The sequence below is a fragment of the Skermania sp. ID1734 genome (genome assembly GCF_007489285.1).
In the GTDB taxonomy this organism is placed as follows: Bacteria; Actinomycetota; Actinomycetes; order Mycobacteriales; family Mycobacteriaceae; genus ID1734.
Window position 1 is genome coordinate 391,412 of sequence record NZ_VLIY01000002.1, and the last position, 26,239, is coordinate 417,650.

Sequence of the window (26,239 nt, forward strand, 5' to 3'; positions counted from 1 at the left end):
TATCGCCCATGGGCGTCGGCGGTGGAGAATCGTCGCCATGCCGCATGCGCTCACGTCGATTGCTAAACGAATCCCGCTGCGCTGGTCGGTGTTGCGCTTCCTGGCGTCTTCCGTGTCCCGCACCGGACAGGTCGGCGACGGCCGCGAGCGCGCGTTGCTCGACTACGTGACCGCCAACACAGGTCCCGGCGACTTGGATGGCGTGATCGAGGCGATCGACAGGTTCGCCAGGGAGAAGACGTTTCTCATGAATGTCGGCGACGAGAAGGGACTCATTCTCGACGCCGCCGTTCGCCAGGCGCAGCCGTCGACGCTGCTCGAGCTCGGTACCTATTGCGGATACAGCTCGCTGCGCACCGCCAGAGCGATGCCGGCGGATGCCAGACTGATCTGCATCGAGGCCAGTCCCGCCAACGCCGAGATCGCGCGGGCGGTGCAGCGTCACGCGGGTGTCGCGGATCGGGTGAGCGTCGTGGCCGGCATGATCGGCGACAACGGGGTAACCGTCCGGCGATTGACCGACGAATACGGCATCACCGCGGGGTCACTGGATTTCGTTTTCATCGACCATGCCAAACAGGCTTACCTGCCGGATCTGCGGACCATTCTCGAGAAGGCCTGGCTGCACAGGGGCTCGGTGGTGGTGGCCGACAACGTCAAGACCCCGGGCGCCCCCGACTACCTCGCCTACATGCGCGAACACGAGGGCGGCGAGTGGCGAACGGTCGAGCACGACACACACGTCGAATACCAGCCGATGGTCAAGGACCTGGTGCTCGTTTCGACCTACGCCGGTCCACCGCAGTAAGCCGCGGCCAGGTCAGCGCGAATCAGCCCGGTCAGGTTGCCCCGAAACACCCGCTTGGGCCCGGGTTCGACGGGAACCTCGCAGGGAACGACCAACAGTGCACAACCCGCCCTTTCGGCAGCAAGAACCCCGGTGGGCGAATCCTCGATTGCCAGGCACTCTTCCGGTCGGACGCCGAGTAGCTGTGCCGCGCGCACGTACACGTCGGGCGCGGGCTTGCCGTGCTCGACTTCGTCCCCGCACACCGTGGCGTCGAAGAATTCGCGGCCGAGCGTGTCGAGACTGAGTTCGGTCAGCGCGCGCTTGGTGTTGGTGACCAACGCCGTCGGGAGGCCTGATTCGCGCACCAGCGCCAGCGCGTCCTTGGCGCCTGGTCGCCACGGAATCCCCGCGGCGAACAATTCAGTGATGCGCCGGTCGAGCCAGGCGCCGGCGTCGGCCAGCGCGGGTGGACTGGCGTCGAGTTCGAGCGCCGCGAACATCGTGCGCAGCGCGCTGACGCCCGACGAGCCGATCAACGAGTGCCGCAGATCCCGGGTCATCTGCCCGCCGAGATGCTCGGCAAGCTCGTAAACCGCGATGTCCCAAAGCTTTTCCGAATCCAGCAGCGTGCCGTCCATGTCCCACAGGATCGCGGCGGGTTCCTCGGCCACTAGACGTTGAAGTACTTCGCCTCGGGATGCAGCAGCACGAACGCATCGGTGGACTGCTCAGGATGCAACTGCATCTCCTCCGACAGGCTCACGCCGATGCGCTCCGGCTCGAGCAATGCAACCAACTTGGTGCGATCCTCGAGGTCCGGGCACGCGCCGTAGCCGAACGCGTAGCGCGCGCCGCGGTAGCCGAGCCGGAAGAACTCCCGAACGTCCTGTGGGTCCTCATCGGCGACAGCATGCCCGTTGAGCGTGAGCTCCTCGCGGATCCGGCGGTGCCAGTACTCCGCAAGCGCCTCGGTCAACTGAACGCCGAGGCCGTGCACCTCGAGGTAGTCACGGTAGGAATTCGACGCGAACAACTCGTTGGCGAAGTCGGCGATCGGCTTGCCCATGGTGACCAGCTGGAACGGCAGCACATCGACCTCGCCGGTTTCCTTGGCGTGCGCCCGGGAGCGGATGAAGTCGGCGATGCACAGGAACCGGTCGCGCTGCTGGCGCGGGAAGGTAAACCGGAAACGTTCGGCGGCTTCGGGTTTCGGCTCGTCGAGCACAATCACGTCGTCGCCCTCGGAAACCGCCGGGAAGTAGCCGTACACCACCGCCGCGTGGGCGAGGATGCCGTCGGTGCTCAACCGGTCCAGCCAGTAGCGCAGGCGCGGTCGGCCGTCGGATTCGACGAGCTCCTCATACGTCGGCCCATCTCCGCTGAACCGATTCGCTCGGGGCGGGTTCGCTCCCGTCCTCGCTCCTTCGTCGCTGCGATCCTCACTCACCCGCCGCTTCGCGGGTTGACCGCGCAGTCCCCACTGACCCAAAAACAGCGCCCGCTCATCCAGCAAGGCCGCAAAGTCGTTGACGGCGATGCCCTTGACCACCCGCGTGCCCCAAAACGGCGGGGTGGCGACCGGCACGTCCACGGCGACATCGGAGCGTTCGGGGACGACGACGGGCGTCTCCTTGGCCTTGCGCTGCTCGGCGATTCTGCGGCTGCGCTCGTGGCGGGCCTTGCGCTCGGCGGCCTTCTCGCGTTCCGCGATGGCCTCGGGGCTGTCCGGGTCCGGTCCGCCGCCGCGTTTGCGGGTCATGATCTTGTCCATCAGCCGTAGGCCCTCGAAGGCGTCGCGGGCATAGCTGACGTCGCCGAGATACACGTCGGCGAGATCGTTCTCGACGTAGGAACGGGTGAGCGCCGCGCCGCCGAGCAATACCGGAAACTGTTCGGCCACGCCCTTGCTGTTGAGCTCCTCGAGGTTCTCCTTCATCACCACGGTGGACTTCACCAGCAGGCCGGACATGCCGATCACGTCGGCCTTCTTGTCGTGCGCGGCATCGAGAATTGCCGAAATCGGTTGCTTGATACCGAGATTGACTACCTCGTAGCCGTTATTGGACAAAATGATGTCCACCAGGTTCTTGCCGATGTCGTGCACGTCGCCCTTGACCGTGGCGAGCACGATCCGGCCCTTGCCGCTGTCGTCGGTGACGTCCATGTGCGGTTCGAGGTAGGCGACGGCGGCCTTCATGACCTCGGCGGATTGCAGCACGAACGGCAGCTGCATCTGACCTGAACCGAACAGTTCGCCGACGGTCTTCATGCCCGAGAGCAGCGTCTCGTTGATGATCTCCAGCGGCTTTTTCTCCTGCATGGCCGCATCGAGGTCCGGCTCGAGGCCGTTGCGGTCACCGTCGACGATGCGGCGCTCCAGGCGTTCGAACAGCGGTAACGCCGCCAATTCATCGGCCCGCGAGGCTTTCGCGTCGGCCGCGGACACGCCTTCGAACAGCGACATCAACTCTTGCAGTGGGTCATAACCCGCGCTACGCCGGTCGTAGATGAGGTCGAGCGCGACCTTCTGTTGCTCTTCGGGAATGCGGGACATCGGCAGGATCTTCGACGCGTGCACGATCGCCGTGTTGAGGCCGGCCTCCACGCATTCGTGCATGAACACCGAATTGAGCACCTGCCGTGCCGCGGGGTTCAGGCCGAAGGAAATGTTCGACAGGCCCAGCGTCGTCTGCACGTCGGGGTGACGGCGCTTGAGTTCCCGGATGCCCTCGATGGTTTCGAGCCCGTCCCGTCGCGACTCCTCCTGGCCGGTGCCGAGAGTGAAGGTGAGCGCGTCGATGATGATGTCGCTCTCCGACAGCCCCCAGTTGGTGGTGATGTCGGCGATCAACCGCTCGGCGATGCGGACCTTGTGCTCGGCCGTGCGGGCCTGACCCTCCTCGTCGATGGTCAGCGCGACCACCGCCGCGCCGTGCTCGGCGACCAGCTTCATCGTCTTGGCGAACCGCGAATCCGGGCCGTCGCCGTCTTCGTAGTTGACGGAGTTCACGGCGCAGCGGCCACCGAGATGTTCCAGGCCGGCCTGCAGGACGGCGGACTCGGTGGAGTCCAGCATGATCGGCAGCGTCGACGCGGTGGCCAGCCGGGACGCCAGTTCGGTCATGTCCTTGGCGCCGTCGCGGCCGACGTAGTCGACGCAGAGATCGAGCATGTGCGCGCCGTCGCGGGTCTGGTCCTTGGCGATCTCCAGGCAGCGCTGCCAGTCCTCGGCCAGCATTGCCTCGCGAAATGCCTTGGAACCGTTGGCGTTTGTGCGCTCACCGATCATCAGGATGCTGGCATCCTGTTCGAACGGGACGGCCGTGTAGAGGCTGGACACCGACGGCTCGTGCACCGGATTGCGGCGGCCGCGTTCCAGACCCTGGACCGCCTCGGCCACCTGGCGAATATGTTCCGGGGTGGTGCCGCAGCACCCGCCCACCATGGCCAGGCCGAACTCGGTGACGAAACCGCTCAGCGCCTCCGCTAACTCCTCGGGTTGCAGGGGGTACTCCGCGCCGTTGGGACCGAGCACCGGCAGGCCGGCGTTCGGCATCACCGAGACAGGCAGTCGGGCGTGTTTGGACAGGTGGCGCAGGTGCTCGCTCATCTCGGCCGGCCCGGTGGCGCAGTTCAGGCCGATCATGTCCACGCCGAGTGGCTCGATGGCCGTCAGCGCAGCACCGATCTCGCTACCGACGAGCATGGTGCCCGTGGTTTCAACGGTGACGTGGGTGATGATCGGCAGTCGGCGACCGAGCTGTTCCATCGCGCGCTTACTGCCCACGACCGCAGCCTTGACCTGCAGTAAGTCCTGGCAGGTTTCGATCAGGATGGCATCGGCGCCGCCCTCGATCATGCCTAGCGCGGCTTCGACGTAGGCATCGCGCAGCGTCGCATACGGCGCGTGCCCAAGCGTGGGCAGCTTGGTGCCCGGTCCCATGGACCCGAGCACGAAGCGCGCCATCCCGTCGCGGCCGGGCCCCATTTCATCGGCCACCTCACGCGCGATGCGGGTGCCCTTTTCGGCCAGCTCGCGGATCCGGCCGGAGATGTCGTAGTCGGCAAGGTTCGGCAGGTTACACCCGAAGGTGTTGGTCTCCACCGCATCGGCACCGGCCTCGAAATACGCGCGGTGAATCCCGCGCAACACATCGGGCCGGGTGTCGTTGAGGATCTCGTTGCACCCCTCGAGGCCCTGAAAGTCGTCGAGAGTGAGGTCGGCGGCCTGCAACATCGTGCCCATGGCGCCGTCGCCAATCACAACACGCTGTTTCAGCGCGTCGAGCAGGGCCGAATGTAAGGGTGCAGGCATGTACTCAAGGGTAACGGTCCGCACAGACAGCATTTGGCAGCCGTAGCCTGCCGAGCCTTGCCGAAAGACGCGCACGCGATCGGGCTGGAGTGCACAATTTCCCAACAGCACGTGAATGGCTGGTTAACAACCGGTGCGGCGGAGAGTGCAACGCATGACGCGGTGGGAGCAATGGCGACACCGGCTCGGCGGCGCGCTGTGGTTGCTGCCAGCCGCATTCGTGGTGGTCGCGGTGATTCTCGGCTCGGTGCTCTCGCGCATCGAGCCAGCGCGTGACTCCTGGCTCCGGCCGCTGCTGTTCGTCGGCACCCAGGACGAGGCGCGCAAGCTGTTGCTGACGTGCGCGACCTCGATCGTGGGCGTGCTTGCATTGGTGATCGGCCTCACCATGGTCGCCCTGCAGATGGCCGCCAACCGCTACTCGCCGCGGCTCCTGCGCAACTTCGTGCGCGACCGCACCACCCAGTTGATCCTCGGCGTCTTCGTCGGCGGGTTCACCTATAACGCCGCCGGGCTCTACACGGTAGGCGTTCGGCCCGGGGAGTATCCGAGGTTGGCGGTGACCGTCGGGCTGTCCGCCCTGTTTGTCTGCATCGGTGCGCTGATCTTCTACATCGACCGGATGGTGCATTCCATCCAGATCGATCGGGTACTGGCCACCATCGGAACGCGGACCGTGCACACCATCGCGGCCAGCCCGCCGGGTGTCGGACGCAACGCCGGCAGCGACCGTGTCATCACCGACACCACACCACCGACGGGCGCGATCGCATTATTGGCACCGAAATCCGGCTACGTGCAAACCGTGCAGCCCGACCGGCTGGTCGCAGCCGCCAGCCGGTTGGGCATCACCATCCAACTCGTCGCCGGCGTCGGATCCCACGTCGTCGCCGGCACCCCGATGGGCTGGTACTGGCCGACAGCATCGGCAACCGCCTGCGACCCCGTTGCGCTGCGCAAGGTGCTGGCAACAGCGGTGCACACCGACTGGGAACGCACCCGTCAGCAGGATGTCGAGGTCGGCTTCCTGCAGATTGTCGATATCGCGGTGCTGTCCATACACAACTTCGACTTCAACACCGCGGTGCAGTCCGTGAACGAACTGTCGATCCTGTTGTGCAAGCTCGCGCCGCTGCCACTTGGTCCAGAGGCCTTCGCCGATGGCTCCGGAACGACCCGGCTGATCGTGCCGGCACCGGTCATGGCCGACTACCTTGACGTCGCGTGCGGGCAGATTCTGCGTCGAGGCGCATCCGAGCCGGTCGCGTTGCACGCTCTGCTGCAACTGCTCCGTGACGTCGGCACGCTGAGCACCACGCCGGAGCGCCGGACGTTGGTCGCCGACAAGGTCAGCGAACTGCTGGAAATCGCGCGCCGCTCGCTGCAGAGCGCCGACGATCTCGCGTCACTCACCGCAGCGGCCGAGGTAGCTCTACGCCGGATCGGTGCTGCGCGGCACACTGAACCGCCGCCCGAAACCGCCGGGCCACAACCGGCGGGCCGTAGGCTGGCAGGGTGAGCACCGGCGACTTGTCCTCCGACGCTGACGCGGAATTCCCGCAGCTACGAAGTCCCGTGCTGGTCGCCGCCTTCGAGGGCTGGAACGATGCCGGTGATGCCGCGAGCGGCGCAATCGAGCATTTGCAGCTGATCTGGGACGCCGAGCCGTTGGCCGAACTCGACTCCGAGGATTACTACGACTACCAGGTCAACCGACCCATGGTCCGGCAGGTCGACGGGGTGACCAGGGAAATCCAGTGGCCCTCGACCATGCTGTCGGTGTGCTCGCCGCCCGGCAGCGATCGCGACGTCGTCCTGCTGCACGGCATCGAGCCGAACATGCGCTGGCGCAGCTTTTGCGACGATCTGCTCGAGTTCGTCGAACAACTCGGCGTCACGACGGTGGTGATTCTCGGGGCATTGTTGGCCGACACGCCGCATACCCGGCCCGTGCCCGTCACCGGATCCGCTTACAGTCCTGAGTCCGCGCAGCGATTCAATCTGGAGCAGTCTCGGTATGAAGGCCCCACCGGCATCACGGGTGTGCTGCAGGACCAGTGCGTGAAAGCCGGGGTTCCGGCGATCTCGTTCTGGGCCGCTATCCCCCATTACGTTTCACAGCCGCCGAATCCGAAGGCGACCATCGCGCTGCTACGCAGGGTCGAAGACGTCCTCGACATCGAGGTTCCGCTGGGCGAGTTGCCGAGTCAGGCGGAGAACTGGGAGTCCTCGGTTACCGAGCTCACCAAGGACGACGAGGAGATCAGCGAGTACGTTCGCTCCCTCGAGGAACGCGGTGACGCCGAGATCAACCTCTCCGAAGAGGCGCTGTCCAAGATCGACGGCGACGCGCTGGCCGCCGAGTTCGAACGGTATCTGCGTCGGCGCCGCCCGGGCTTCGGGCCGTAACGTCGCCCCGCCGCGCGCCACTTTGCGCTGCTGCATAAGGACACCGGTACCTCACCACCGCAAAAACCCGCGCGGCAGCACTCAGCGCACGCCTACCAGCGCGTCCACCGCGTCTGCCACCAGACCCGGCGCGTCCGCATCAGACCCGCCATAGCGCAGCGCGTTCTCGGACCAACCGTCGATGGCGTCGAATGCCTTGGGGGTATCCAGGTCGTCGGCCAGGTGTTGGCGAATCCGCGCGACGGTGTCCTCGGCGGCCGGGCCGGTCGGCAACGCGAATGCCGCACGCCAGCGCGCCAGTCGCGCCTGCGCCTGCTCGAGCGCATCGGCCGTCCAGGACCGGTCCTGCCGATAGTGCTCGGCCAGCAGCCCGACCCGCACCGCAGCCGGATCCACTTGCTGAGCACGTAATTTCGACACGAATACCAGGTTGCCGCGGCTCTTGGACATCTTCTCGCCGTCCAGCCCGATCATCCCGGTGTGCACGTAGTGACGCGCGAAACGCCTTCCGGGAACGATCGATTCGGCATGAGCGGCAGAGAATTCGTGGTGCGGGAAGATCAAGTCGCTGCCGCCGCCTTGCACATCGAAGCCGGAGCCGATTCTGTTCAAAGCGATTGCGGCACATTCGATGTGCCAGCCGGGTCGGCCCATCCCGAACGGCGACGGCCAGCCGGGCTCGCCGGGACGCTGCGCGCGCCACACGATTGCATCGATTTTGTCCCGCTTGCCGGGCCGGTCCGGGTCGCCGCCGCGCTCGGCAAAGAACCGCTCCATCGTCGGCCGGTCGTAGCCGGATTCGTAGCCGAACTGTTCGGTCGCATCGGCGCGGAAGTACACGTCGGGATACTGCGAGTCGTCCACCACATACGCCGCGCCCGAGGCGAGCATCTTCTCGACGAACTCGACAACTTCGTTGACCGACTCCACTGCGCCGATGTAGTCGCGCGGCGGTAACACTCGCAGCGCCTCCATGTCCTCGCGGAACAGCGCGGTCTCGCGCATACCGAGCACCATCCAGTCCTCGCCGTCGCGCGCAGCCCGCTCGAACAGCGGATCGTCCACGTCGGTGACGTTCTGCACGTAGTGCACGTCGTGGCCGGCGTCGCGCCACAGCCGGTTGACCAGATCAAAGGTCAGGTAGGTGGCCGCGTGGCCGAGGTGGGTGGCGTCGTAGGGCGTGATTCCGCAGACATACATTGTCGCCGTTTTGCCTGGTGTGACCGGGCGCACCTGCCGGTCGGAGGTGTCGTAGAGCCGCAGTGGCGGCCCCGTACCCGCGACCGTAGGAATCGGTGTCTCGGACCAGGACTGCATGACATGAGGGTAATCAGTCTCAAAACGCGGGCCACGGAATGGGCCGTGCGGTGCGGGGGCGAGGCATCACCGGATGGTCGACCAGCCGGTTGGCGCGCCGGGTCAGTGCGTCGATCTCGGCGTCGGTGATGTAGCGCGAGAGCCGTTCGCCGAGCCGGCCGGCGATTTTGGCCGGTAGCGCCGCGATGTCGCTCATCAGGCCGTCGGGTACCGGGTCACCGGCCCATCCCCACAGCACCGTGCGCAGTTTGTGTTCGCTGTGCAGGCAGATGCCGTGGTCGACGCCATAGACCTGGCCGTCGAGGCCCTCGAGCGCGTGCCCACCTTTGCGGTCGGCGTTGTTGAGCAACACATCGAGCACGGCCATCCGCTGCAACCGCGGGTCGTCGGCGTGCACCAGCGCGACCTCGTCGCCGGCGCCGTCATAGGCGCGCAGCACCGCGATGAAACCCTCCGGTACGGCGGCGGGCGGGCACAGATCCACCAGATCCATCCGGTTCCCCGCCTCGGTGTGGTTGTCCACCGTGTCGATCCAGCGCTGCACCATCCCCGCACCGTAAGGGCCATCGCGCAGGATGGTTTCCGGGATCACATCCCAGCCGAGCGCGTCCGAGATGGCATACGATGCCACCTCCCGGCCGGCCAGGGTGCCGTCGGGAAAGTCCCACAGCGGACGTTCGCCGCGGATCGGCTTGTAGACGCAGCGCAGGCAATCACCGTCGGACACGGACTCGCAGACGAGCGTGACGTTGCTGGCCGAGCTGATCCGGCCGATCACCTCGAGCCTTCCGGTACGCAGCAGTCGGGACTGCGCCGCGCCGGTCAGTGTCAAAGGTCTTCGCCGAGTTCTGTTGTGCCGCCTAGTAGGTCGCCGCGCTTGTAGCCGTTTGTGCGCACGCACATGTGCCCCTGCGGGGACAGCGGCTCGCCACAGAGCGGGCACGGCGGCCGGCCGGCAGCGATCACCATTTCCGAGCGCAGCGCAAACTGCCGCGCCTGAATCGGCGTGAGGAACACCCGAACCGCGTCGGGGCCTTCCTCGGAGTCGTCGAGCACCACGGACTCGTCGAACTCCGTCTCCGTGACGGCGAGCAGTTCGACGACGACGGCCTTCGCATCGGCGTCCCAGCCCAGCCCCATGGTCCCGACCCGGAATTCGGCGTCCACGGGGGTGATCAACGGATTGGTGTCATTGAGTTCGGACGACTGCGGCGGGATGTCGGTGCCGAAGCGGCGCTGCACCTCGTCGAGCAGCATGCCCATGCGGTCGGCCAGAACCTGCACCTGCTGCTTTTCGAGCAGCACGCTGATCACCCGGGAATCGTGAACCGCTTGCAGGTAGAACGACCGGTCTCCGGGTTCACCCACCGTGCCGGCGACGAAACGGTCGGGGGTGCGAAATACGTGGATTGCGCGTGGCATTGCACCTCCTGCATCTCTGGCTCGCGCTACTGAGCCTGCTGTTGTTCCCGTCGCTGCTTGTCGATTCCATTATCCGCACTAGAGTCGGTATTCACCTCGCCGCCGGGAACCGATCGGATATCGGCTGGCTTCGGCATGAGCGCCGACAGGTCGACGCCGGTGTCGTTCACCCGCCACACGAACGGGCAGGTCGGTGTGTATCTGACCACACTGATCGAGGCCGGTTCGGCGACGATGCGCTGAAATCCGTCCAAGTGGATGCCCAACGCGTCGGCGAGCACCGCCTTGATCACGTCGCCGTGCGTGCACACGAGCCACAGCGCGTCGGCGCCGTCGCGCTGCGCCACCCGCCCGTCGTGTTCCCTGATCGCCGCCACCGCGCGAGACTGCACGTTCGCCAGCCCCTCGCCACCGGGAAATACCGCCCCCGACGCGTGTTGTTGAACCACCTTCCACAGCGGCTCTTGGACCAGCTCCTTCAGCTCACGCCCGGTCCACTCGCCGTAATCGACCTCCGCGAAACGGTCTTCCACCACCAGCTCGAGCGACAGCTTCTCGGCGAGCGGGGCCACCGTCTGCCGACAGCGCAACAGCGGCGACGACACGATCTCGGTGATCGGCAACTGCGCGAGGCGGTCAGCGACGGCGCGTGCTTGCTCCTGGCCGCGCTCGGTCAGCTCGACGCCCTCGCTGCGTCCGGCCAGCGTGCGCGCGACATTCGAGGTCGACACGCCATGTCGCAGCAGGATGACCGTCATGGGCTCCACAATAGGGCGCACCTGCAGGCCCACGGTGCCGTGTGGATCGGCGCAGCGGTGTCGCGGTCGCTGCTCACCGCCCATGCCCACTACGCTGACCCGGTGATGAAGCAGCGATCGGTCGGGGGCAGCGGTCTGCGGGTCTCGCGCATCGGCCTGGGCACCCTCACTTGGGGCCGGGAAACCGATGGCGACGAGGCTGCCGCGCAACTGTTGGCGTTCGTCGAGGCGGGCGGGACGCTCATCGACACCTCACCGGCCTACAGCGGCGGAAAGTCACAACGAATCCTGGCCGAACTCCTCGGTGACGTTGTGCCGCGCGACGTGTTGGTGCTCACCGGCAGCTCCGGAATCGAACCGGCCAGCGTGGGGCCGGACCGGGTCGACTGTTCCCGGCGCGGCTTACTGCGCCAACTCGACGAGACGCTGCGCGAACTCGACACCGACCACCTCGACATCTGGCAGGTCGCCATGTGGGACGAGTTGACGCCCATCGACGAGGTGGCCGCAACGCTGCAGCACGCGCTGTCGAGCGGACGGGCGCGGTACGTGGGTGCGCGCGGCTACACCGGCTGGCAACTGGCGACCCTGGCGGCAAGCGTCCCGCTCACCGCGGTTCAGGCGGAGTATTCGTTGCTGGAGCGCAGCGCGGAGGCAGAACTGGCCCCGGCCGCACTCCATCACGGTGTCGGCATCTGCGCATCGACACCGCTGGCCGGCGGGATACTCACCGGCAAATATCGCAACGGCGTTCCCGCGGATTCGCGTGGCGCGGACGAGTTCCGCGCCGGGGATGTGCACGTGCACCTCACCGACCGGGGCACCCGGGTGGTCGACGCGGTCGTGACTGCGGCCGACGGGCTGGGCACCTCGCCCTTGGCGGTGGCGCTGGCCTGGGTGCGCGATCGGCCCGGGGTGTCGAGCGCGATCGTCGGCGCTCGTGACCTGGCCCAGCTGACGGGGGTGCTCGCCGCCGAAGAATTGGAGTTGCCCAGGGCGATCTCGGCTGCCCTCGACGACGTCAGCGCCTGAACCTACGCTTCCCCGGCCACCAGCACGCCTCCCCCAGCAGACGCATGATCGCGGGTACGAGCAGCAATCGAATCACGGTGGCATCCAACACAAGCGCGCCGATCATGCCGAACGCGATGTACTTCATCAGCACGAGGTCCGAGAATCCGAAAGCGCCGCAGACGACGATCAGTATCGACGCCGCGGCGGTGATGACCCCGCCCGTGTGGGCGATGCCGTAGCGGATCGACTCCGGCGTGTCCGCGCCGCCGTCGTGCGCCTCGACCATCCGCGACAGCAGAAAAATCTCGTAGTCGGTGGAAAGCCCGAAGACGACAACGACGATCAGGACCAGGGCCGCGAACATCAGCGGTCCCGGCGTGTAGTTCAGCAGTCCCCCACCGTGACCCTCGACGAACATCCAGGTGAGCACGCCCAGCGTGGCAGCCAGGCTCAGACCGCTCATCACGATGGCCTTGGCTGCCAACACCAGCGAACCGAACGCGGCGAAGATCAGCAGCGTCGTCGTAGCAACGAGGATCGCCAACAGCAGCGGAAGCCGGTCGATCAGTCCGTGAATCGAGTCACGCTCGAGCGCGGGCACGCCGGCCACCATGATCTGCACTCCCGGCGGTTCCGGAATTGACCGCAGCGCCGAAATCACCGCGTCCGCGTAGTCGGGGTTTTGCAGTCCCGCTTCCAGAACATTCACGCCGTTTTTGGTTTCCGACGCCGGGTCGAACGGACCGGTGAGCCCCGGCACGGCGCTCGCTTCCGTTCGAATGGTGCCGAGTTGGTCGTTGCTGGCGCCAACGACTACCAATCGCAGCGGCTCGGTGCGGTACTGCGGAAACAGTCTGTCGAAGCTGTGCTGAGCCTCGCGGGCGGGATTACCCGGCGCCAGGTAGTTGGCACTGAGTCCGCCGAATTCGATGTTGCGGAACGGAATGATGAGCAGCAACAGGACGACGATGATCGGTGTCGCAAGCAGCACCGGATGGCGCATGGCCCAGCGTGCAGTTCGGGAAAACAGCCCGGCGTCGATCTGGGCGACCGTCTTGGTGGCGATGCGTCGCCGCCAGGCGAACGCATCGACGCGGGTCCCGAGGATGCCCAACAGCGCCGGCAACACCGTTACCGAGAGCAGGGCGGCAAGAGCGACGGAACTGATGGCGCCGTAGGGCACCGATCGCAGCACGCCGTACGGATAGATCAGCAAGGCGCCCAACGAAACAACGATGATCAGCGCCGAGAACACGATCGTGCGCCCGGCAGTCGCGACCGTCCGCGCGACCGCTTCTTCCGGGGTGCGGCCAGACGCGAGTTCCTCGCGGAATCGGGTGACCGCGAACAGCCCGTAGTCGACCGCCAGACCGAGGCTGATCAGCGTGATCACGGCGCTGGCAAAGGCATTGACGTCGATCAACGTGGTGAGGAACCGGACGATGCCCTGCGAACCCAGGATCGTCAGGCCGCCGATCACCACCGGCAACAGCGCGGCCACCACCCCGCCGAAAACGAAGAACAACAGCACCGCCACCAGCGGGAGTGCAATGATCTCCGCGCGCCGGATATCGCGCTGCATGCCTTGGTTGAGCGCGTTCACAATTGGCTGCAGACCTGCCAATTGCACTGTCATACCGGGGATATTGAGCTTGTCCTGGATTGCCTGATAGTCGGCGAGGGTTTGTGTGCCCGCGCCGCGCAGGCCGATGCTGGCAAACGCGTGTCGCTTGGAAACGTCAGCAAAACTCGACGCGAACGGGCTGTCCCAGTAACTGTCAATCTTGAGAATGTGGTCGGCCTGTTCGCGCCGGAGCCGGTCGAACGTCGTGATGGCCGCCTCGCGGATTGCCGGGTCGTCGACCGTGTGTCCGGGCGGGGCCGTGTAGAGCGCAATGACGTCGCTGTCGGTGTCGCGCCCGAAAGTGTTGTCGGCGATGATCGATCCGCGCACCGACTGGCTACTCTCGTCGAACCAGCCCTCTTGGCTGAGTCGGCCCGGCAAATCGCGGCCATAGAGGCCGCACAACGCAGTGAAGAGCACAAAACCGACCAGCACGACATACCGGAACCGATAGACCCCTCGCCCGAAGGCCAGGAACGCCCGCGAACCGGGTGCCGGCGAACGATCAGCCGCAGGCGGCGGTGCGGTAGTTCGCTGATCGCAAGATGCCACAGAGGTCGGTTCGCGCAATCTTCCACTTTCCATCGATGGCGATGAAATGCACGGTCGCGGTCCGGATTGCCGTGCCAGTGCCATCCTTGTCCAGTTTGAAGGTGGCGGTGATCGTTCCGTCGTGATTGTCGAAAACCGGGTCTACCACCCAATATTTTGCGTTCGGGTTGTCGTGCATGGCCTTGTAGAGGTCCGGAATGCTCGACCGGAACGCCTCGCCGTCCTGGATCAGCGCCACCCGCGCGTCGTCGGGCAGGCCCGGGTTCAATGCGGACTTCAGCGTGGCATCGAGCTGGGCCGCGGTGGGAATGGGCGGGATCTGTGCCGGCGCGACCGCTTGCGCCGCTGATTGGGCGGTCGGTTCGGCCGTCGTGGAGGGTAGAACCTGCTGAGTCGTCGAACTGCACGCGCCTGCCCACAGGGCCGCCGACACGCAGCACCCGGCCATGAGGACGCGCCGTCGTTGCACAGTTCTCCTTAACGCTGTTGTGGTCGATGACCCCCTCGGTCGACTACAGCACCGAACCGAGGCGGTTGAGCATGGCCCGGACCGTTGCGTAGCCGGAGGTCGTATTCACCGGTTCGGCGGCATCGACCGCGTCTCGCACCATAGCGACGATACTGCGTTCGTCTGTGAGATCCACGTCGGTGATCGGGGCGTGCGCTACGGCCACCAGATCCGCCGGTTCCGGCACGTCGGAGTCGATTCCGTCCCGATAGATCTCGACGCGTAAAGCGCGGTTGACAATGCGGAAGGCGAACGGCAAGCCGTCCGCGGTGCGTCCGAAACCATTCGCGTAGGCGCCGACGGAGACCCCCTCCACTGCGAACTCGCCGCCAGCCTCGGCGATAGCGGAAGTGCTTGTCTCTGGCTCGCTTTCGCCATCCATTCCGTGCACTCCTTGACTCTTCGGGCGATCGATGGCGAGCAGACTCGCCAAGACCATGACACCGTAACCCGGTGTGCCGCGCACCGGTGGTGGTACCCGTGAGCGAGTGGCTGAACCTGTCGGTGACATGTGATCGGATTTAATTGTGTACGGGCCGTCGATCCGGTGACTGGCTTTCGAGGAGGCATTAGCGTGGGAGCAAGCGTGCGTCGACGCGCCGTGCTGGCGGCAGCGGCATGTGCGTTGGTCACGCTTACCGGCTGCTCGTCGGGGTCTAGCGGGGCAGGCATCCAGACAATCCAGCCCGCCACTCCAGCCAAGTCGCCAGCGGTCACCACCGCACCTGCCGGCCAGGTCGTGGCTAGCGCACCGATCCGCGCTTTGATCACCGATTCGGCCGCTGCGGCGGCCGTTGCCGTGCTTGGCGACGGCACAGAGCTCGAGTTGTTGAACCTGCGCTCCCCGGGAACGACGCCGAGGGTGATCCATCTGCCCGGCGTCGCGACGTCGTTGAGCCCGGGCAACCCCGGCGAAGCTTTGGTCACCGTCGGCCGCAGCGTGGTACGTGTCGATCTGGCGCATGCGACGACGAAGGTGGTGGATGTCTCGGGAGACGCCACGGCCGCCGCCGTCTTACCGGGTGATCGTCTGGCCGTAGGAACAGATCAGGGCGAGCTTTACGTCTACTCGACGGATGGCAGCTCGCCGCAGCGAATCTCGGGGCTCGCCTCCGTGGATGCGCTCGCCGTGACCGGGTCCCATCTGAGTGCGCTGGATCGGCGGCAGACGTCGTTGACCGAGTACGACCTCGACGCTGGAAAGCTCGGACTGTCACTGCGGGCCGGCGACGGTGCGACCAATCTCGCGACCGATCATTACGGCCGGATCCTCGTCACCGATACCGCCGGGAACGAACTGCTGGTCTACACCGCTGGACCCCTTATTTTGCGGCAGCGCTTCCCCGTACCGGGTGCGCCGTATGCGGTGACCTACGACGACCACCACAACCTCGTCTGGCTAACGCTCAGCGCGTCGAACGAGGTGGTCGGGTATGACCTCGCCAGCGGCATGCCACGCGAGGTGGCTCGCTATCCGACTGTGCAGCAGCCCAATTCGGTGGCTGTCGATCCGGGCAACGGTGATGTCCTGGTCGGTTCGGCGACGGGCGGGGGCTTGCAACGGATCGCTTTACAGGAAGGCCGCTGATGTCGATTCGGCGCACGAAATTACCCCCGGAGTGGGAGGCGTTGTCGGCCGATGACGCCTCCGACGAGTTCGACTACGTGCCGCTGCGACTGCCGCCGGACGTGACGAGGGTCAGCGCGTCCATGCGCCTGGCGATTCAGGCCGAGTTCGGTGGGTGGGAACTGTCCAGAGTTCGCCTGTACAACGATGGGAGCCGTCGGGTGCTGCTCAAACGCCGCAAACTTCGAGGCGAGGACGGTTCCGAACATTGGTCGGGGCCGGCGACACCGTCGCCCGGTATCTGAGGAGCCACGTGTACGCGCTGCTACTCAAGCTCATGTTCCTGGTGCCACCGGAGCGCATCCACCGCATTGCTTTTGGGGTCATGCGCCTGGCAACGCGGATCCCACCGTTGCGGTTCCTGCTGGCGAAGGCGTTGGTGGTCGATGATCCGGTACTGCGAAACACGGTGTTCGGCGTCGATTTTCCAGCGCCGGTCGGGTTGGCCGCCGGTTTCGACAAGGACGCCCGCGGCGTCGATGTCTGGGCACCGCTGGGGTTCGGCTTCGCCGAAGTCGGCACGGTGACGGCGCGGCCGCAACCCGGTAATCCCGCGCCGCGACTATTTCGGCTCACCGCCGATCGGGCGCTCGTCAACCGGATGGGTTTCAACAACTACGGCGCCGGCAACGCGGCAACGCATCTCTGGCAACGGCGCGGTGAGATTCCGATCGGCGCCAACATCGGCAAGACCAAGATCGTGCCCGCCGCCGAGGCCGCGGCGGACTACGTGGCCAGTGCCCGTCTGTTGGGTCCACTCGCCGACTTCCTGGTGGTCAACGTCAGCTCGCCCAACACCCCCGGGCTGCGAGACCTGCAGAGCGTCGAGGCCTTGCGGCCGCTGCTGACCGCAATCCTCGAGGTCGTCAGTGTTCCCGTCTTGGTGAAAATCGCGCCGGACCTCTCCGATGACGACATCGATGCTGTTGCGGATCTGGCTGTCGAGCTCTGTCTGGCCGGCATCGTCGCGACCAACACCACTGTCTTGCGCGACGGACTGCGCACGCCGGCCGAACTCGTCACCGAGATCGGTGCGGGCGGACTGTCGGGGCACCCGTTGGCTGCGCGCTCGCTGGAAATTTTGCGGCGCCTGCACGAGCGGGTCGGCGGTCGGATCGTGCTGATTTCCGTCGGCGGTATCGAAACCGTCGATCAGGCGTGGGAGCGGATCTTGGCCGGCGCGTCGTTGCTACAGGGCTATACCGGTTTCATCTACGGCGGTCCGTTCTGGGTGCGCAACCTGCACCGCGGCATCGCGCGCAAACTGCGTGAGGGCGGGTTCGCCTCGATCGCGGATGCGGTCGGTGCGGGCGCGCACGCCTGAACACCTGGCTAGATTCGGACAAACCACCCATACTCGAACGGGTATCCAGCTGCGTCATCCGAGGAGCCGGCCATGACAGACGTCGATATCGCCTTTCCGCACATGTCCGGGACACCGGTCCGCACCCTCGTCGAGGCATTTCAGGAGACGGCGCGCTTGCGGCCGGACGCCGTGGCCCTGCGGACTCCGGGGGATGTCGAGACGGTTACCTGGGGCGAATACGCCAACCGAGTTCGCGCGATCGCGGCGGGGCTCGCCAGATTGGGCGTCGGACGCGGCGACACGGTTGGCATCATGCTGCGCAACCGACCGGAGTTTCATCTCGTCGACACGGCCGTGCTGCACCTGGGCGCGACGCCATTCTCCATCTACAACACCAGTTCGCCTGAGCAGATCAGCTACGTGTTCGGGAATGCCGGCAATCGAGTCGTCGTCACCGAGCAGCTGTTCCTACCTCAAATACAAGCGGCCACAAGCGAAGTGGAACACGTCATTGTCATCGACGGTCGATCCGATGGCGCGTTGACGCTCGCGGATGTCGAGGCCGATCCTGCGCCCGACTTCGACTTCGAGGCCAGCTGGCGGGCCGTCGAACCGGCCGATCTGGCCACCCTGATCTACACCTCGGGAACGACCGGACCGCCCAAGGGCGTCGAGTTGACCCACCGCAATCTCATCGCTGAATTGGTCGCGCTGGCCGAGTATCTCGACGTCGGATTCGACGACCGGATCGCGTCGTACCTGCCCGCCGCGCACGTGGCGGATCGGGTGTCGGCGCATGCGGCGAATCTGGTCCGCGGGATTCAGATCACCTGCGTGATCGATCCACGTGAAATCGCCTCGGCATTGCCCGATACGCGTCCGACCATCTTTTTCGGTGTGCCGCGGGTCTGGCAGAAGGTCCGAACCGGGATCGAGGCGAAACTCGCCGAAGAATCCAGCCCGGTCAAGAAGGCTCTGGCCGACTGGGCGCTCGGCGTCGGTAAGCGGGCCGCGCGCCGCGCGGTTGATGGCCGCCCGCAAGGGCTGGCCCTGACGATTCAGCACAAGATCGCCGATGCACTGGTGCTGTCGAAGGTCCGTCACGCGCTCGGCCTGGACCAGGTGAAGCTGGCGATCTCCGGAGCCTCGGCGATCCCGGCCGAGGTGCTCGAGTTCTTCCTGGCCATTGGTATTCCGGTGCAGGAAGTGTGGGGCATGTCGGAGTCCTGCGGCGGAACGACGCTCACGGATCGGGATAATGCGAAGATCGGCACGGTCGGTAAGGCTCTGCCGGGTCTGGAGTTGAAACTCGGCGCCGACGGCGAGATCTTCATCCGCGGTGCCGCAGTGATGCGCGGCTATCGGAACGCGCCCGAGAAGACGGCCGAGGCGCTCGACGCGGAGGGGTGGCTGGCCACCGGCGATATCGGCACCATCGATGACGAGGGCAACCTGCGGATCATCGACCGCAAGAAAGAGTTGATCATCAACGAGGCCGGAAAGAACATGTCCCCCACCAACATCGAGAACGCGATGAAGGCGGCGTCGTCACTGATCGGTCAAGCAGTCGCGATCGGCGACAACCGCCCTTACGTCGCCGCCCTGATCGCCCTCGACGCCGATGCCGCGACCGCTCGCGCCAAATCGCTCGGTCTTCCTGACGCGGACATCGCCGCGCTGGCTTCCCGTCCGGAGGTCCGTGAGGAGGTCGCTGCGGCCATTCGAAAAGGGAACTCGAAGCTTTCGCGAGTGGAGCAGATCAAGCGGTTCGTGATCACCGACAGTGCGTGGGAGCCGGGAGGCGTCGAGTTGACGCCGACCATGAAGCTCAAGCGCAAGCCGATCGCCGAGAAGTACGCGGATACGATCGGTTCGCTCTACGCCCCACGGGCGGCGGACCCGGTGGTCGACGTTCGCTAAATCGCTACTGCTCGTAAGTGCCGACGATGTATGCCCGCGCGATTGCGTGCGAGAAGAGATTGAAGCCGAGGTAGGCGGGGGTCGCGTCGGGTGGCAGCCCGAGTGATTCGGTATCGACGGCGTGCACGGCGACGAAGTAGCGGTGCGGGCCGTGCCCGGGCGGCGGGGCCGCGCCTACGAACTGCCGTACCCGAGCATCGTTTTCGAGCTGCTTGGCCGGGTGCGGCAACCCGGTGCCCTCGGCATCTCCTGCCCCCGACTCGAGGCTTGTGGTGCTCGCCGGAATATCGATGACCGCCCAATGCCAAAACCCCGAGCCGGTGGGCGCATCGGGATCGTAGACGGTCACCGCGAAACTCTTTGTCTCGGACGGAAATCCGGACCACGAGAGTTGCGGTGAGATGTCGTGGCCGCCGGCCCCCATCATCCCGCTGACTTGTTCCTTCTTCAGCGGCTGACCGTCGGTGATGTCGGCCGACGTCACCTCGAACGTCGGTAGTTGCGGAAGCGCGTCGTACGGGTTGTAGGGCATTGGCGATTCCTTTCCTATTCAGCTGTGGAGCAGAAAGTGTTCGAGTACCCGAGTGCCGAATTTCAAAGCATCGACCGGCACCCGCTCGTCCACGCCGTGGAACAGAGCCGCAAAATCGAGATTGGCCGGCAGTTGCAGCGGCGAGAACCCGAAGCAGCGAATTCCCAACTTGGCGAACGCTTTTGCATCGGTTCCTCCGGATAGGAGGTACGGGACCGTGCGCGCGTGCGGATCATGTGCGAGCAGCGCGTCGTTCATCGCATCGACGAGGTGGCCGTCGAACGTCGTTTCATACGGTTCCAGTTTGGTGATCCACTCGCGCTCGACGTCCGGGCCGATCAACTCGTCCACTTCGCGCTCGAATTCGGCCTGCCGGCCCGGCACCACGCGGCAATCGACGACTGCTTCGGCCGATTGTGGAATCACGTTGGCCTTGTAACCCGCGCGCAGCATCGTGGGGTTGGCGGTGTCGCGCAGCGTGGCGCCGATAATTCGGGAAATTCCGCCGAGTTTGGCCAGCATTCCGTCGAAATCAGGTGAGGCCGTGTCGAATTCGAGGCCGGTTTCCTCGGAAACTGCGGCGAGGAAGTCGACGACTGCGTCGGTGGGTACAAGTGGAAACGTGTGCCGTCCCAGCCGGGCGACCGCCTCCGACAGCATGGTCACCGCGTTGTCGGGATGCAGGAACGAGCCGTGACCGGCGCGCGCCTTCACTGTCAGTCGCATCCAGGCGATGCCCTTTTCGGCCGTCTCGACGAGGTAGAGGCGCCGCTCGCCGCCATCGCGCGTCGGCACGGTGAGCGAGAAGCCACCGACCTCCCCCACTGCCTCGGTGACGCCGTCGAACAGGTCGGGACGGTGTTCGACCAGCCAGTGCGAGCCGTACTTGCCGCCGGCCTCCTCGTCGGCGAGAAACGCGAACACCAGGTCGCGCGGAGGCACGGTGCCGTTGCGCTTGAACTGGCGGGCCAACGCCAGCGTCATGCCGACCATGTCCTTCATGTCGATGGCACCGCGCCCCCATACGTAGCCGTCCTCGACCGCACCCGCGAACGGATGCACGCTCCAATCCGCTGGCTCGGCCGGAACAACGTCGAGGTGGCCGTGGATCAACAACGCGCGGCTGTCGCGGCCCTTCAGGCGGGCGAAAACATTGCCGCGACCAGGAGCGCCGGACTCGACGTACTCGGTTTCGTAGCCGACTTCCGCGAGTTGCTGGGCCACCCATTCCGCGCATTCCCGCTCGCCCGTGGTGGTTTCGAGTTCACCAGTGTTGGACGTATCGAATCTGATCAGGCTGCTAACCAGGTCCACAACCTCCGCTTCAGCCGGAGATTCGGTTCCGTCGCTGCGGTGTGGTTGGTTGGGCACTCCACTTTCCTACCACCGCACGGTTGCGATTACGGGTAGTCCGCGCAAACGCGGGTTCTGGCGGCGTTTCGGTGGTGCTCCTTGCCGCACGGTGCTCTAGTTACTGAGGTGAAACGTGGCCTAGGCGCGTCGTCCGCCACAGATTTCGCTCTTGGAGCGGTTCATGCCGGGCGGGTTCTTGGCGGCGGGCGCGAGGTCCGCGGCGACCAACCGGGCCGGATTTTGGCGGCGGAGGCAAATCGGATAACCTTGCTCAGCGCGCAGCGCACGCGCGCAGTGGTTGCCTGCACAGCAACCATGTCCGAGTGGCGGAATGGCAGACGCGCTAGCTTGAGGTGCTAGTGCCCTATTAACGGGCGTGGGGGTTCAAGTCCCCCCTCGGACACGCTTGCTAAACCTACCGGATGGCCGGATCGCCGCCTCGGCGATTTTCGAGGTCGCGTCGTGGATCAGTTCCAGCCGCAGCGCTTCCAGCTCCGCCCTGTCGGTGCGGTTCAGGACCTCAGCGATGTCGCCCAGTTCATCAGCCAGCGCTGCGCCGCTCTTTCTGAAATATCTTGACCATCGGCGCGGAACTGCACGTAAAAGGGCTGATCCAATACGGGTGCGGCGCCGAGGACAGCGGCGAACACCGCCTTGGCCTGGTCGAGGTCGCTGACCGGAAAGATGACGGTTCGGATGCGGGCGCTTATGGGTTTCTCTTCGTGTCACCTCTGCCCGAGCCGGTTCGCCACCCTTATGACGGACCTCCGCGGAAGGAAGCGCGCTGAACGACATCAACAAGGTGACGGGGAGGTTCGAGCAGCCGCACAAGCACCTGAAGGCTGTTGCCGTATCGGGTCGCATGCTAACCGCGTCCGAAAAGTCTTCTCTATACGAAGCATCGCTACATCAACGAAGGCGCGCGCGATCCGGAGCAGGAATCGATCCTGCCCCATTCGGTCGGACTGGTGTTGTTGGTCGCGCTCGACACACTCAACCCAGCCGAGCGCGTCGCATTCGATGCACGATCTGTTCGCGGTGGCTTTCGACGGCATCGGCGCGGCACTCGACCGCTCCCCTGCTGCGTCGAACAATTGGCCAGCCGCGCCAGGCGGCGCATGCACACTGGCGCTACCTGATCACCGCGATCGAGATGATTTTCGACCCGAACCGCCTCACCGGCTTTCAGATCACGACGATGATGTGACAACACAATCGAGTGGAGGTAACCGATGACGCCAGCACCGATTACCTTGCGCCCCATCGGGATCGTCGAATCGCCCCTGACCGATCCGGCCGCGGCGCCGTGTCAGGGCGACGAAGGAGCGCCGGAGTGTCGGCTGGTCCTCGATCAGGACATGGCTGCGGCACTGTATGGCATCGGCATCGGTGACAGCGTTGTGGTGGTGACCTGGTTGCACCGCGGCGACCGCAGCTTGCGGGCGGTGCATCCCCGCGGTGACCCCACGCGCGCACAGTTGGGCGTCTTTGCGACCAGATCCCCGCACCGGCCCAATCCGATCGGGTTGCACACCGCCCAGGTTATGGCCGTCGACGGGACATGCCTCCGAGTTTCTGGCGTCGAAGCGATCGATGGCACACCGATTCTCGACCTCAAGCCGGTGCTGCAACCACCCGGCCAGCGCTGAAGACGCGCACAACTCGGACAAGGAGTCACCGTGACCTCACCCGGCCGGCAATCGTCGCCGACGCGGTTCGACGACCTACCGACCTCGGCGGCGTGGCGCCACCACCACGGTGGGGACGGTTTCGAAGTCGCCTGGTTTCACCCCACAGCCCAAGGGGTTTCGATCCGCGGCGCCACCAGTGCCGTCGAGGGCGGAGGGTTGTGGCACGTCCGCTACGCCATTGATGTCGACAATCAGTGGGTGACGCGGCGCGTTGAAGTGACCAGCCTGTCGGATTATGGGTCGCGCCGCACGGTGATCGATGCTGACGGGCACGGCCGCTGGCGCGTCAACGGCCGCCACAGCGCCGAAATGGATTGCTGCCTCGACATTGATCTCGAATCGTCTGCCATGACCAACACCCTGCCTCTCCACCGGCTGTACCCCGATCTCGGCATCCTTGTGGATACGCCCGCGGTGTATGTGCGGGCGGCAACGCTTGACGTCGAGCACCTCGACCAGACCTATCGGCGCTTACCCGCCGAGGCCGGGTCATACCGATATCACTACACGGCAGCTAGTTTCGGCTTCGGTTGCGTTGTCGTCATGGACGCGGCCGGGCTTGTGCTCGACTATCCCGGTATCGCAACACGCAGCGCATGATGAAAAGGCACCGATCATCTATGCCGTCGGGAAAGGTTTCGGTGACCCCGACCTGATCGCGATGGGTCTGACCGCACAGGGACGGTTGGCGATCGTCTCCGGTCGGGTCGCCGAAGGCCTGGCGATTCTCGACGAAGCAATGCTGACACTCATCGACGAGGGGTTTCGCCCATCGTCGCAGGACATGTGTTCTGCGCGCTCATCGAGGCCTGTCAGTCGATTGCGGACCTGGGCCGGGGTCGAACAGTGGACGAAGGCGCTGACCGGATGGTGCGACGATCAGCCTGGCCTGCTCGCGTTCACCGGGCAGCGTGCGATTCACCGCGCCCAGTTGCTGCGTTTTCACGGCCACTTCGATGATGCGCTGAACGAATTGAGTTCGGCCGAACAACGCCGTCAGGCGATGGGTGAGACCGCCGCGCTTGCGCAGGTACATCTCGAGCGCGCCAAGCTCTTCCGGATTCGGGGCGCATGGGTGGACGCGGAATCCGAATATCGGCGGGCACGTAGACGACGTCGCCACCGCCTGCGCGGGGGCGACCACCACGCTGACCGACGTCAGCGACGCGGACACGGCGCCGGTCACCGCCCGAGTCACGGTTAAACAGCTCTCCGCAATAACCGGCACCGCCGTGTCCTAGCTGCGACATGTGGACCTAGTGCGGGCCTGGGTGAGTCGAGGAGTCTCGGTCCCCCTATGTCTGTCGACCGGAATCGTTGTCGGAATCGGCTTTTCGAGAGGATGCGCTCAACGACATCGTCTTGGCGATGTGGCCGGTTGCACTGCGCACCACTTCAGCGACCACAACGCACTGCCCGCACGCGGGCTCGTTGCACCGGTGCCGGTCAGGCGGCGCACGAGAGACGACACCGAGCACGGCAACGACCCAGCCGATCGACTCGCCAGGATTCATCGCAGCATGAGCGAGGGCAAGCAAGCCGTCTCACCGCGCAGCCACATCCAGGTCCCGGCCGCCAGCCCCTTGGGCCGCGGCCGCGCTTCTGGCCGACCGCGTTTCTCGATCTGCCAGAGCTCGGGGTCGGCACTCCCGGTCGCTGGTTTCCTGTTTTCGTGGGGCCGGTGAATTGAATGTAGCGGTTACGTATGACCGAAAATCTTTCCCGCAAACGCCTTTTCGGATTCGGAGACCTGCTCGTCGCGGCCGCGCGACGTGCGCGGCGCACGATCGGCGCGGTACTGGTAGTAGACGATCGGGTCGGAGATACCGCGTTCCTCTTCTCGGCTGGTTGACGGCGGCGGCTGGGGCGGCGTGTGAGACGACCCGTCCGCGTCAGATGCTATGCGTTACAACTGATGGCACGGTTGGTTAGCGGCGCTATTCGGTCGTTTGCCGGTCGATCTGTCCGGCGACAGCTCGAATACTCCAGCATCAGCGGGTCGGCTCAACTGCGCCGAGACTCGACATCGAACTGAACGTCATCACCGTCGATCTTGGTGATCCGCATGTGTGCGGTGTATGGGCCGTCGGGTCCGGTGAAGTGACAGTCGAATTCCGTGCCGACCTTCGCCTTCACGCCGGAGGGGCATTCCACGTCGCTCGGGTGAAAGCCGGTCTGCCGTGACACGACGTCGACAACCGACTTCGCCGCTCCCTCGGGTTTTATCGTGGCGCTGCAGCTCGCGAGGAGCAATGCCGATACGACGGCGGGCGCGGCGAATGCGGCGGTCTTCTTTGTCGACGCCAGCCGGAAGGGGTGTCGACTCGCGTGCAGATCATGCTCGAAAGTTGGGTTCATGGAAGGATTTCTACCGTGTCACCGTGCAGGTCCGCATCGGTCTAACACCCGATAATTCGCACGTGATCGCTTTTCACCACATCGGAGGGCCGCGCCCCGCGGGGATGTTTTTCGAACCCTCGGGTGTATAGCGGCAGCCGTCCGCGCGCCTCAGCATTGTGGTCACTATGTCCTCGACATGGAGTACGCAAAGGACATCAAGGACTCACATGTACTGGCACCTCATAACAGCGTTGCTGCCGCTGGCGATTGCTGGGTTTGCAGCTGTGATCGGCACCGCTCGCGACCGCGTCGCCGGCGGCCAAAACGACGGTCACGCCACTTCAGGATGGCGCGGTTACTAAAGCCGGTGGCGCTGAGGGACTCCGACGCTCCGCCACTCGCACGCGGCCAATGAACTCTTCGCACTCTTGAAGCCCTTCGTAGCTGGGCACGACGTGCATACGGGACTGCCCCGAGTTCAGTTGGCTCGCGGGGTGTGAATTTCAGGCCGCGGTTGCGACTGCTGTGTGGAGCAGTTCGAACTCTATCGGGGTGAGCCTGCCCAGCGCGCGTTGCCTACGGCGTCGGTGGTAGGTCCGCTCGATCCAGGACACGATCGCCAGGCGAAGTTCGGCTCGAGTTGACCAGCGCTGCCGGTCGAGCACGTTGCGTTGCAGAAGGGCGAAAAACGATTCCATGGCGGCGTTGTCGCCGCACGCACCGACACGTCCCATCGATCCGTGTAAACCGTTGTGCGACAG

General features: G+C 65.4%; 25 protein-coding genes and 1 tRNA gene. 13 read left to right on the plus strand and 13 right to left on the minus strand.

Annotated features, from left to right (window positions below):
- Positions 1-37: 37 nt before the first annotated feature.
- Complete coding sequence (locus FOS14_RS03830; RefSeq protein WP_143768915.1) at positions 38-808, plus strand: O-methyltransferase; 771 nt, start codon at positions 38-40, stop codon at positions 806-808.
- On the opposite strand, the gene FOS14_RS03835 is transcribed toward FOS14_RS03830, so the two are convergent.
- Both FOS14_RS03835 and metH read right to left on the minus strand, forming a co-directional pair.
- A complete protein-coding gene (locus FOS14_RS03835) occupies positions 787-1,428 on the minus strand; it encodes an HAD family phosphatase (protein ID WP_143768982.1) in 642 nt (213 codons plus the stop codon). The two genes, FOS14_RS03830 and FOS14_RS03835, sit on opposite strands and share 22 nt — an antisense overlap.
- A gap of 32 nt (positions 1,429-1,460) precedes the next feature.
- On the minus strand, positions 1,461-5,105 hold the full coding sequence (gene metH, locus FOS14_RS03840; protein ID WP_143768916.1) for a methionine synthase: 3,645 nt from the start codon (positions 5,103-5,105) through the stop codon (positions 1,461-1,463).
- A gap of 154 nt (positions 5,106-5,259) precedes the next feature.
- Here metH and FOS14_RS03845 point away from each other — a divergent pair, with 154 nt between their 5' ends.
- Complete coding sequence (locus FOS14_RS03845) at positions 5,260-6,624, plus strand: DUF2254 domain-containing protein (protein ID WP_143768917.1); 1,365 nt, start codon at positions 5,260-5,262, stop codon at positions 6,622-6,624.
- The gene (locus tag FOS14_RS03850; protein ID WP_143768918.1) at positions 6,621-7,514 is read left to right on the plus strand and encodes a PAC2 family protein; all 894 of its coding nucleotides are present in this window, start codon (positions 6,621-6,623) and stop codon (positions 7,512-7,514) included. The genes FOS14_RS03845 and FOS14_RS03850 overlap by 4 nt, the downstream gene beginning before the upstream one ends.
- Positions 7,515-7,595: 81 nt before the next feature.
- On the opposite strand, the gene mshC is transcribed toward FOS14_RS03850, so the two are convergent.
- Genes mshC through FOS14_RS03870 form a run of 4 tightly spaced genes read right to left on the minus strand, consistent with a single transcriptional unit; the run spans position 7,596 to position 11,011 of the window.
- Entirely contained in the window at positions 7,596-8,831 is a 1,236-nt protein-coding gene (mshC, locus tag FOS14_RS03855) for a cysteine--1-D-myo-inosityl 2-amino-2-deoxy-alpha-D-glucopyranoside ligase (protein WP_143768919.1), read from the minus strand.
- 19 nt (positions 8,832-8,850) lie between these two features.
- Positions 8,851-9,663, minus strand: coding sequence for an SCO1664 family protein (locus tag FOS14_RS03860; protein WP_143768920.1), 813 nt, complete (start codon positions 9,661-9,663; stop codon positions 8,851-8,853).
- Positions 9,660-10,253, minus strand: a complete 594-nt coding sequence (locus FOS14_RS03865) for a DUF3090 domain-containing protein (protein WP_143768921.1) — start codon at positions 10,251-10,253, stop codon at positions 9,660-9,662. The genes FOS14_RS03860 and FOS14_RS03865 overlap by 4 nt, the downstream gene beginning before the upstream one ends.
- Before the next feature lie 26 nt (positions 10,254-10,279).
- On the minus strand, positions 10,280-11,011 hold the full coding sequence (locus tag FOS14_RS03870) for a histidine phosphatase family protein (protein ID WP_143768922.1): 732 nt from the start codon (positions 11,009-11,011) through the stop codon (positions 10,280-10,282).
- A gap of 105 nt (positions 11,012-11,116) precedes the next feature.
- On the opposite strand from FOS14_RS03870, the gene FOS14_RS03875 reads away from it, so the two are divergent.
- Complete coding sequence (locus FOS14_RS03875; protein ID WP_143768983.1) at positions 11,117-12,043, plus strand: aldo/keto reductase; 927 nt, start codon at positions 11,117-11,119, stop codon at positions 12,041-12,043.
- Here FOS14_RS03875 and FOS14_RS03880 read toward each other — a convergent pair.
- The 3 genes from FOS14_RS03880 to FOS14_RS03890 all read right to left on the minus strand — a co-directional run bounded on the left by FOS14_RS03880 (position 12,033) and on the right by FOS14_RS03890 (position 15,091).
- Positions 12,033-14,084 carry an MMPL family transporter gene (locus tag FOS14_RS03880; protein WP_255450042.1) on the minus strand — a complete coding sequence of 684 codons (2,052 nt, stop codon included), beginning with the start codon at positions 14,082-14,084 and terminating at the stop codon, positions 12,033-12,035. The genes FOS14_RS03875 and FOS14_RS03880 overlap by 11 nt on opposite strands.
- Positions 14,085-14,154: 70 nt before the next feature.
- Positions 14,155-14,670 (minus strand): hypothetical protein, encoded by a 516-nt coding sequence (locus FOS14_RS03885; protein ID WP_255450043.1) that lies wholly within the window; start codon positions 14,668-14,670, stop codon positions 14,155-14,157.
- Positions 14,671-14,713: 43 nt separating this feature from the next.
- A complete protein-coding gene (locus FOS14_RS03890) occupies positions 14,714-15,091 on the minus strand; it encodes a hypothetical protein (RefSeq protein WP_143768924.1) in 378 nt (125 codons plus the stop codon).
- Between the two features lie 192 nt (positions 15,092-15,283).
- Between FOS14_RS03890 and FOS14_RS03895 the strand changes: the two genes are divergently transcribed.
- The 4 genes from FOS14_RS03895 to FOS14_RS03910 all read left to right on the plus strand — a co-directional run bounded on the left by FOS14_RS03895 (position 15,284) and on the right by FOS14_RS03910 (position 19,562).
- The gene (locus tag FOS14_RS03895; RefSeq protein WP_255450044.1) at positions 15,284-16,297 is read left to right on the plus strand and encodes a YncE family protein; all 1,014 of its coding nucleotides are present in this window, start codon (positions 15,284-15,286) and stop codon (positions 16,295-16,297) included.
- Positions 16,297-16,581, plus strand: coding sequence for a DUF5703 family protein (locus FOS14_RS03900; protein ID WP_255450045.1), 285 nt, complete (start codon positions 16,297-16,299; stop codon positions 16,579-16,581). Before FOS14_RS03895 ends, FOS14_RS03900 begins: the two co-directional genes overlap by 1 nt.
- Positions 16,582-16,589: 8 nt before the next feature.
- On the plus strand, positions 16,590-17,660 hold the full coding sequence (locus FOS14_RS03905; protein ID WP_143768925.1) for a quinone-dependent dihydroorotate dehydrogenase: 1,071 nt from the start codon (positions 16,590-16,592) through the stop codon (positions 17,658-17,660).
- Between the two features lie 72 nt (positions 17,661-17,732).
- On the plus strand, positions 17,733-19,562 hold the full coding sequence (locus FOS14_RS03910) for a long-chain fatty acid--CoA ligase (RefSeq protein ID WP_143768926.1): 1,830 nt from the start codon (positions 17,733-17,735) through the stop codon (positions 19,560-19,562).
- Between the two features lie 4 nt (positions 19,563-19,566).
- Here the strand turns inward: FOS14_RS03910 and FOS14_RS03915 are convergent, their stop codons facing one another.
- On the minus strand, positions 19,567-20,094 hold the full coding sequence (locus FOS14_RS03915) for a YbhB/YbcL family Raf kinase inhibitor-like protein (protein ID WP_143768927.1): 528 nt from the start codon (positions 20,092-20,094) through the stop codon (positions 19,567-19,569).
- Between the two features lie 18 nt (positions 20,095-20,112).
- A complete protein-coding gene (locus FOS14_RS03920) occupies positions 20,113-21,465 on the minus strand; it encodes a M20/M25/M40 family metallo-hydrolase (RefSeq protein WP_143768928.1) in 1,353 nt (450 codons plus the stop codon).
- A gap of 299 nt (positions 21,466-21,764) precedes the next feature.
- On the opposite strand from FOS14_RS03920, the gene FOS14_RS03925 reads away from it, so the two are divergent.
- From FOS14_RS03925 to FOS14_RS24605, 5 genes are all read left to right on the plus strand, one after another.
- Positions 21,765-21,850: transfer RNA gene (locus tag FOS14_RS03925), tRNA-Leu, on the plus strand.
- 829 nt (positions 21,851-22,679) lie between these two features.
- The gene (gene tsaA / locus FOS14_RS03930) at positions 22,680-23,096 is read left to right on the plus strand and encodes a tRNA (N6-threonylcarbamoyladenosine(37)-N6)-methyltransferase TrmO (RefSeq protein WP_143768929.1); all 417 of its coding nucleotides are present in this window, start codon (positions 22,680-22,682) and stop codon (positions 23,094-23,096) included.
- A gap of 30 nt (positions 23,097-23,126) precedes the next feature.
- Complete coding sequence (locus tag FOS14_RS03935) at positions 23,127-23,738, plus strand: putative glycolipid-binding domain-containing protein (protein WP_143768930.1); 612 nt, start codon at positions 23,127-23,129, stop codon at positions 23,736-23,738.
- Between the two features lie 61 nt (positions 23,739-23,799).
- Complete coding sequence (locus FOS14_RS03940) at positions 23,800-24,342, plus strand: hypothetical protein (RefSeq protein ID WP_143768931.1); 543 nt, start codon at positions 23,800-23,802, stop codon at positions 24,340-24,342.
- A gap of 501 nt (positions 24,343-24,843) precedes the next feature.
- Positions 24,844-24,990: a hypothetical protein gene (locus tag FOS14_RS24605; protein ID WP_185981600.1), complete on the plus strand. Its 147-nt coding sequence runs from the start codon at positions 24,844-24,846 to the stop codon at positions 24,988-24,990.
- 152 nt (positions 24,991-25,142) lie between these two features.
- Here FOS14_RS24605 and FOS14_RS03945 read toward each other — a convergent pair whose 3' ends face one another.
- The gene (locus FOS14_RS03945; RefSeq protein ID WP_143768932.1) at positions 25,143-25,496 is read right to left on the minus strand and encodes a DUF4333 domain-containing protein; all 354 of its coding nucleotides are present in this window, start codon (positions 25,494-25,496) and stop codon (positions 25,143-25,145) included.
- A 485-nt stretch (positions 25,497-25,981) separates the two neighbouring features.
- Positions 25,982-26,239, minus strand: a 258-nt coding sequence (locus FOS14_RS03950; RefSeq protein WP_143768172.1) for an integrase core domain-containing protein, incomplete at its 5' end; no start/stop codon positions are given.

Coding starts and splice junctions, on each gene's coding strand:
- FOS14_RS03830 (WP_143768915.1), top strand. CDS start 38: ATGCCGCATGCGCTCACGTCGATTGCTAAACGAATCCCGCTGCGCTGG.
- FOS14_RS03835 (WP_143768982.1), bottom strand. CDS start 1,428: ATGGACGGCACGCTGCTGGATTCGGAAAAGCTTTGGGACATCGCGGTT.
- metH (WP_143768916.1), bottom strand. CDS start 5,105: ATGCCTGCACCCTTACATTCGGCCCTGCTCGACGCGCTGAAACAGCGT.
- FOS14_RS03845 (WP_143768917.1), top strand. CDS start 5,260: ATGACGCGGTGGGAGCAATGGCGACACCGGCTCGGCGGCGCGCTGTGG.
- mshC (WP_143768919.1), bottom strand. CDS start 8,831: ATGCAGTCCTGGTCCGAGACACCGATTCCTACGGTCGCGGGTACGGGG.
- FOS14_RS03865 (WP_143768921.1), bottom strand. CDS start 10,253: ATGCCACGCGCAATCCACGTATTTCGCACCCCCGACCGTTTCGTCGCC.
- FOS14_RS03870 (WP_143768922.1), bottom strand. CDS start 11,011: ATGACGGTCATCCTGCTGCGACATGGCGTGTCGACCTCGAATGTCGCG.
- FOS14_RS03875 (WP_143768983.1), top strand. CDS start 11,117: ATGAAGCAGCGATCGGTCGGGGGCAGCGGTCTGCGGGTCTCGCGCATC.
- FOS14_RS03890 (WP_143768924.1), bottom strand. CDS start 15,091: ATGGATGGCGAAAGCGAGCCAGAGACAAGCACTTCCGCTATCGCCGAG.
- FOS14_RS03900 (WP_255450045.1), top strand. CDS start 16,297: ATGTCGATTCGGCGCACGAAATTACCCCCGGAGTGGGAGGCGTTGTCG.
- FOS14_RS03910 (WP_143768926.1), top strand. CDS start 17,733: ATGACAGACGTCGATATCGCCTTTCCGCACATGTCCGGGACACCGGTC.
- FOS14_RS03915 (WP_143768927.1), bottom strand. CDS start 20,094: ATGCCCTACAACCCGTACGACGCGCTTCCGCAACTACCGACGTTCGAG.
- tsaA (WP_143768929.1), top strand. CDS start 22,680: ATGACGCCAGCACCGATTACCTTGCGCCCCATCGGGATCGTCGAATCG.
- FOS14_RS03940 (WP_143768931.1), top strand. CDS start 23,800: ATGGGTCTGACCGCACAGGGACGGTTGGCGATCGTCTCCGGTCGGGTC.
- FOS14_RS24605 (WP_185981600.1), top strand. CDS start 24,844: ATGACCGAAAATCTTTCCCGCAAACGCCTTTTCGGATTCGGAGACCTG.
- FOS14_RS03945 (WP_143768932.1), bottom strand. CDS start 25,496: ATGAACCCAACTTTCGAGCATGATCTGCACGCGAGTCGACACCCCTTC.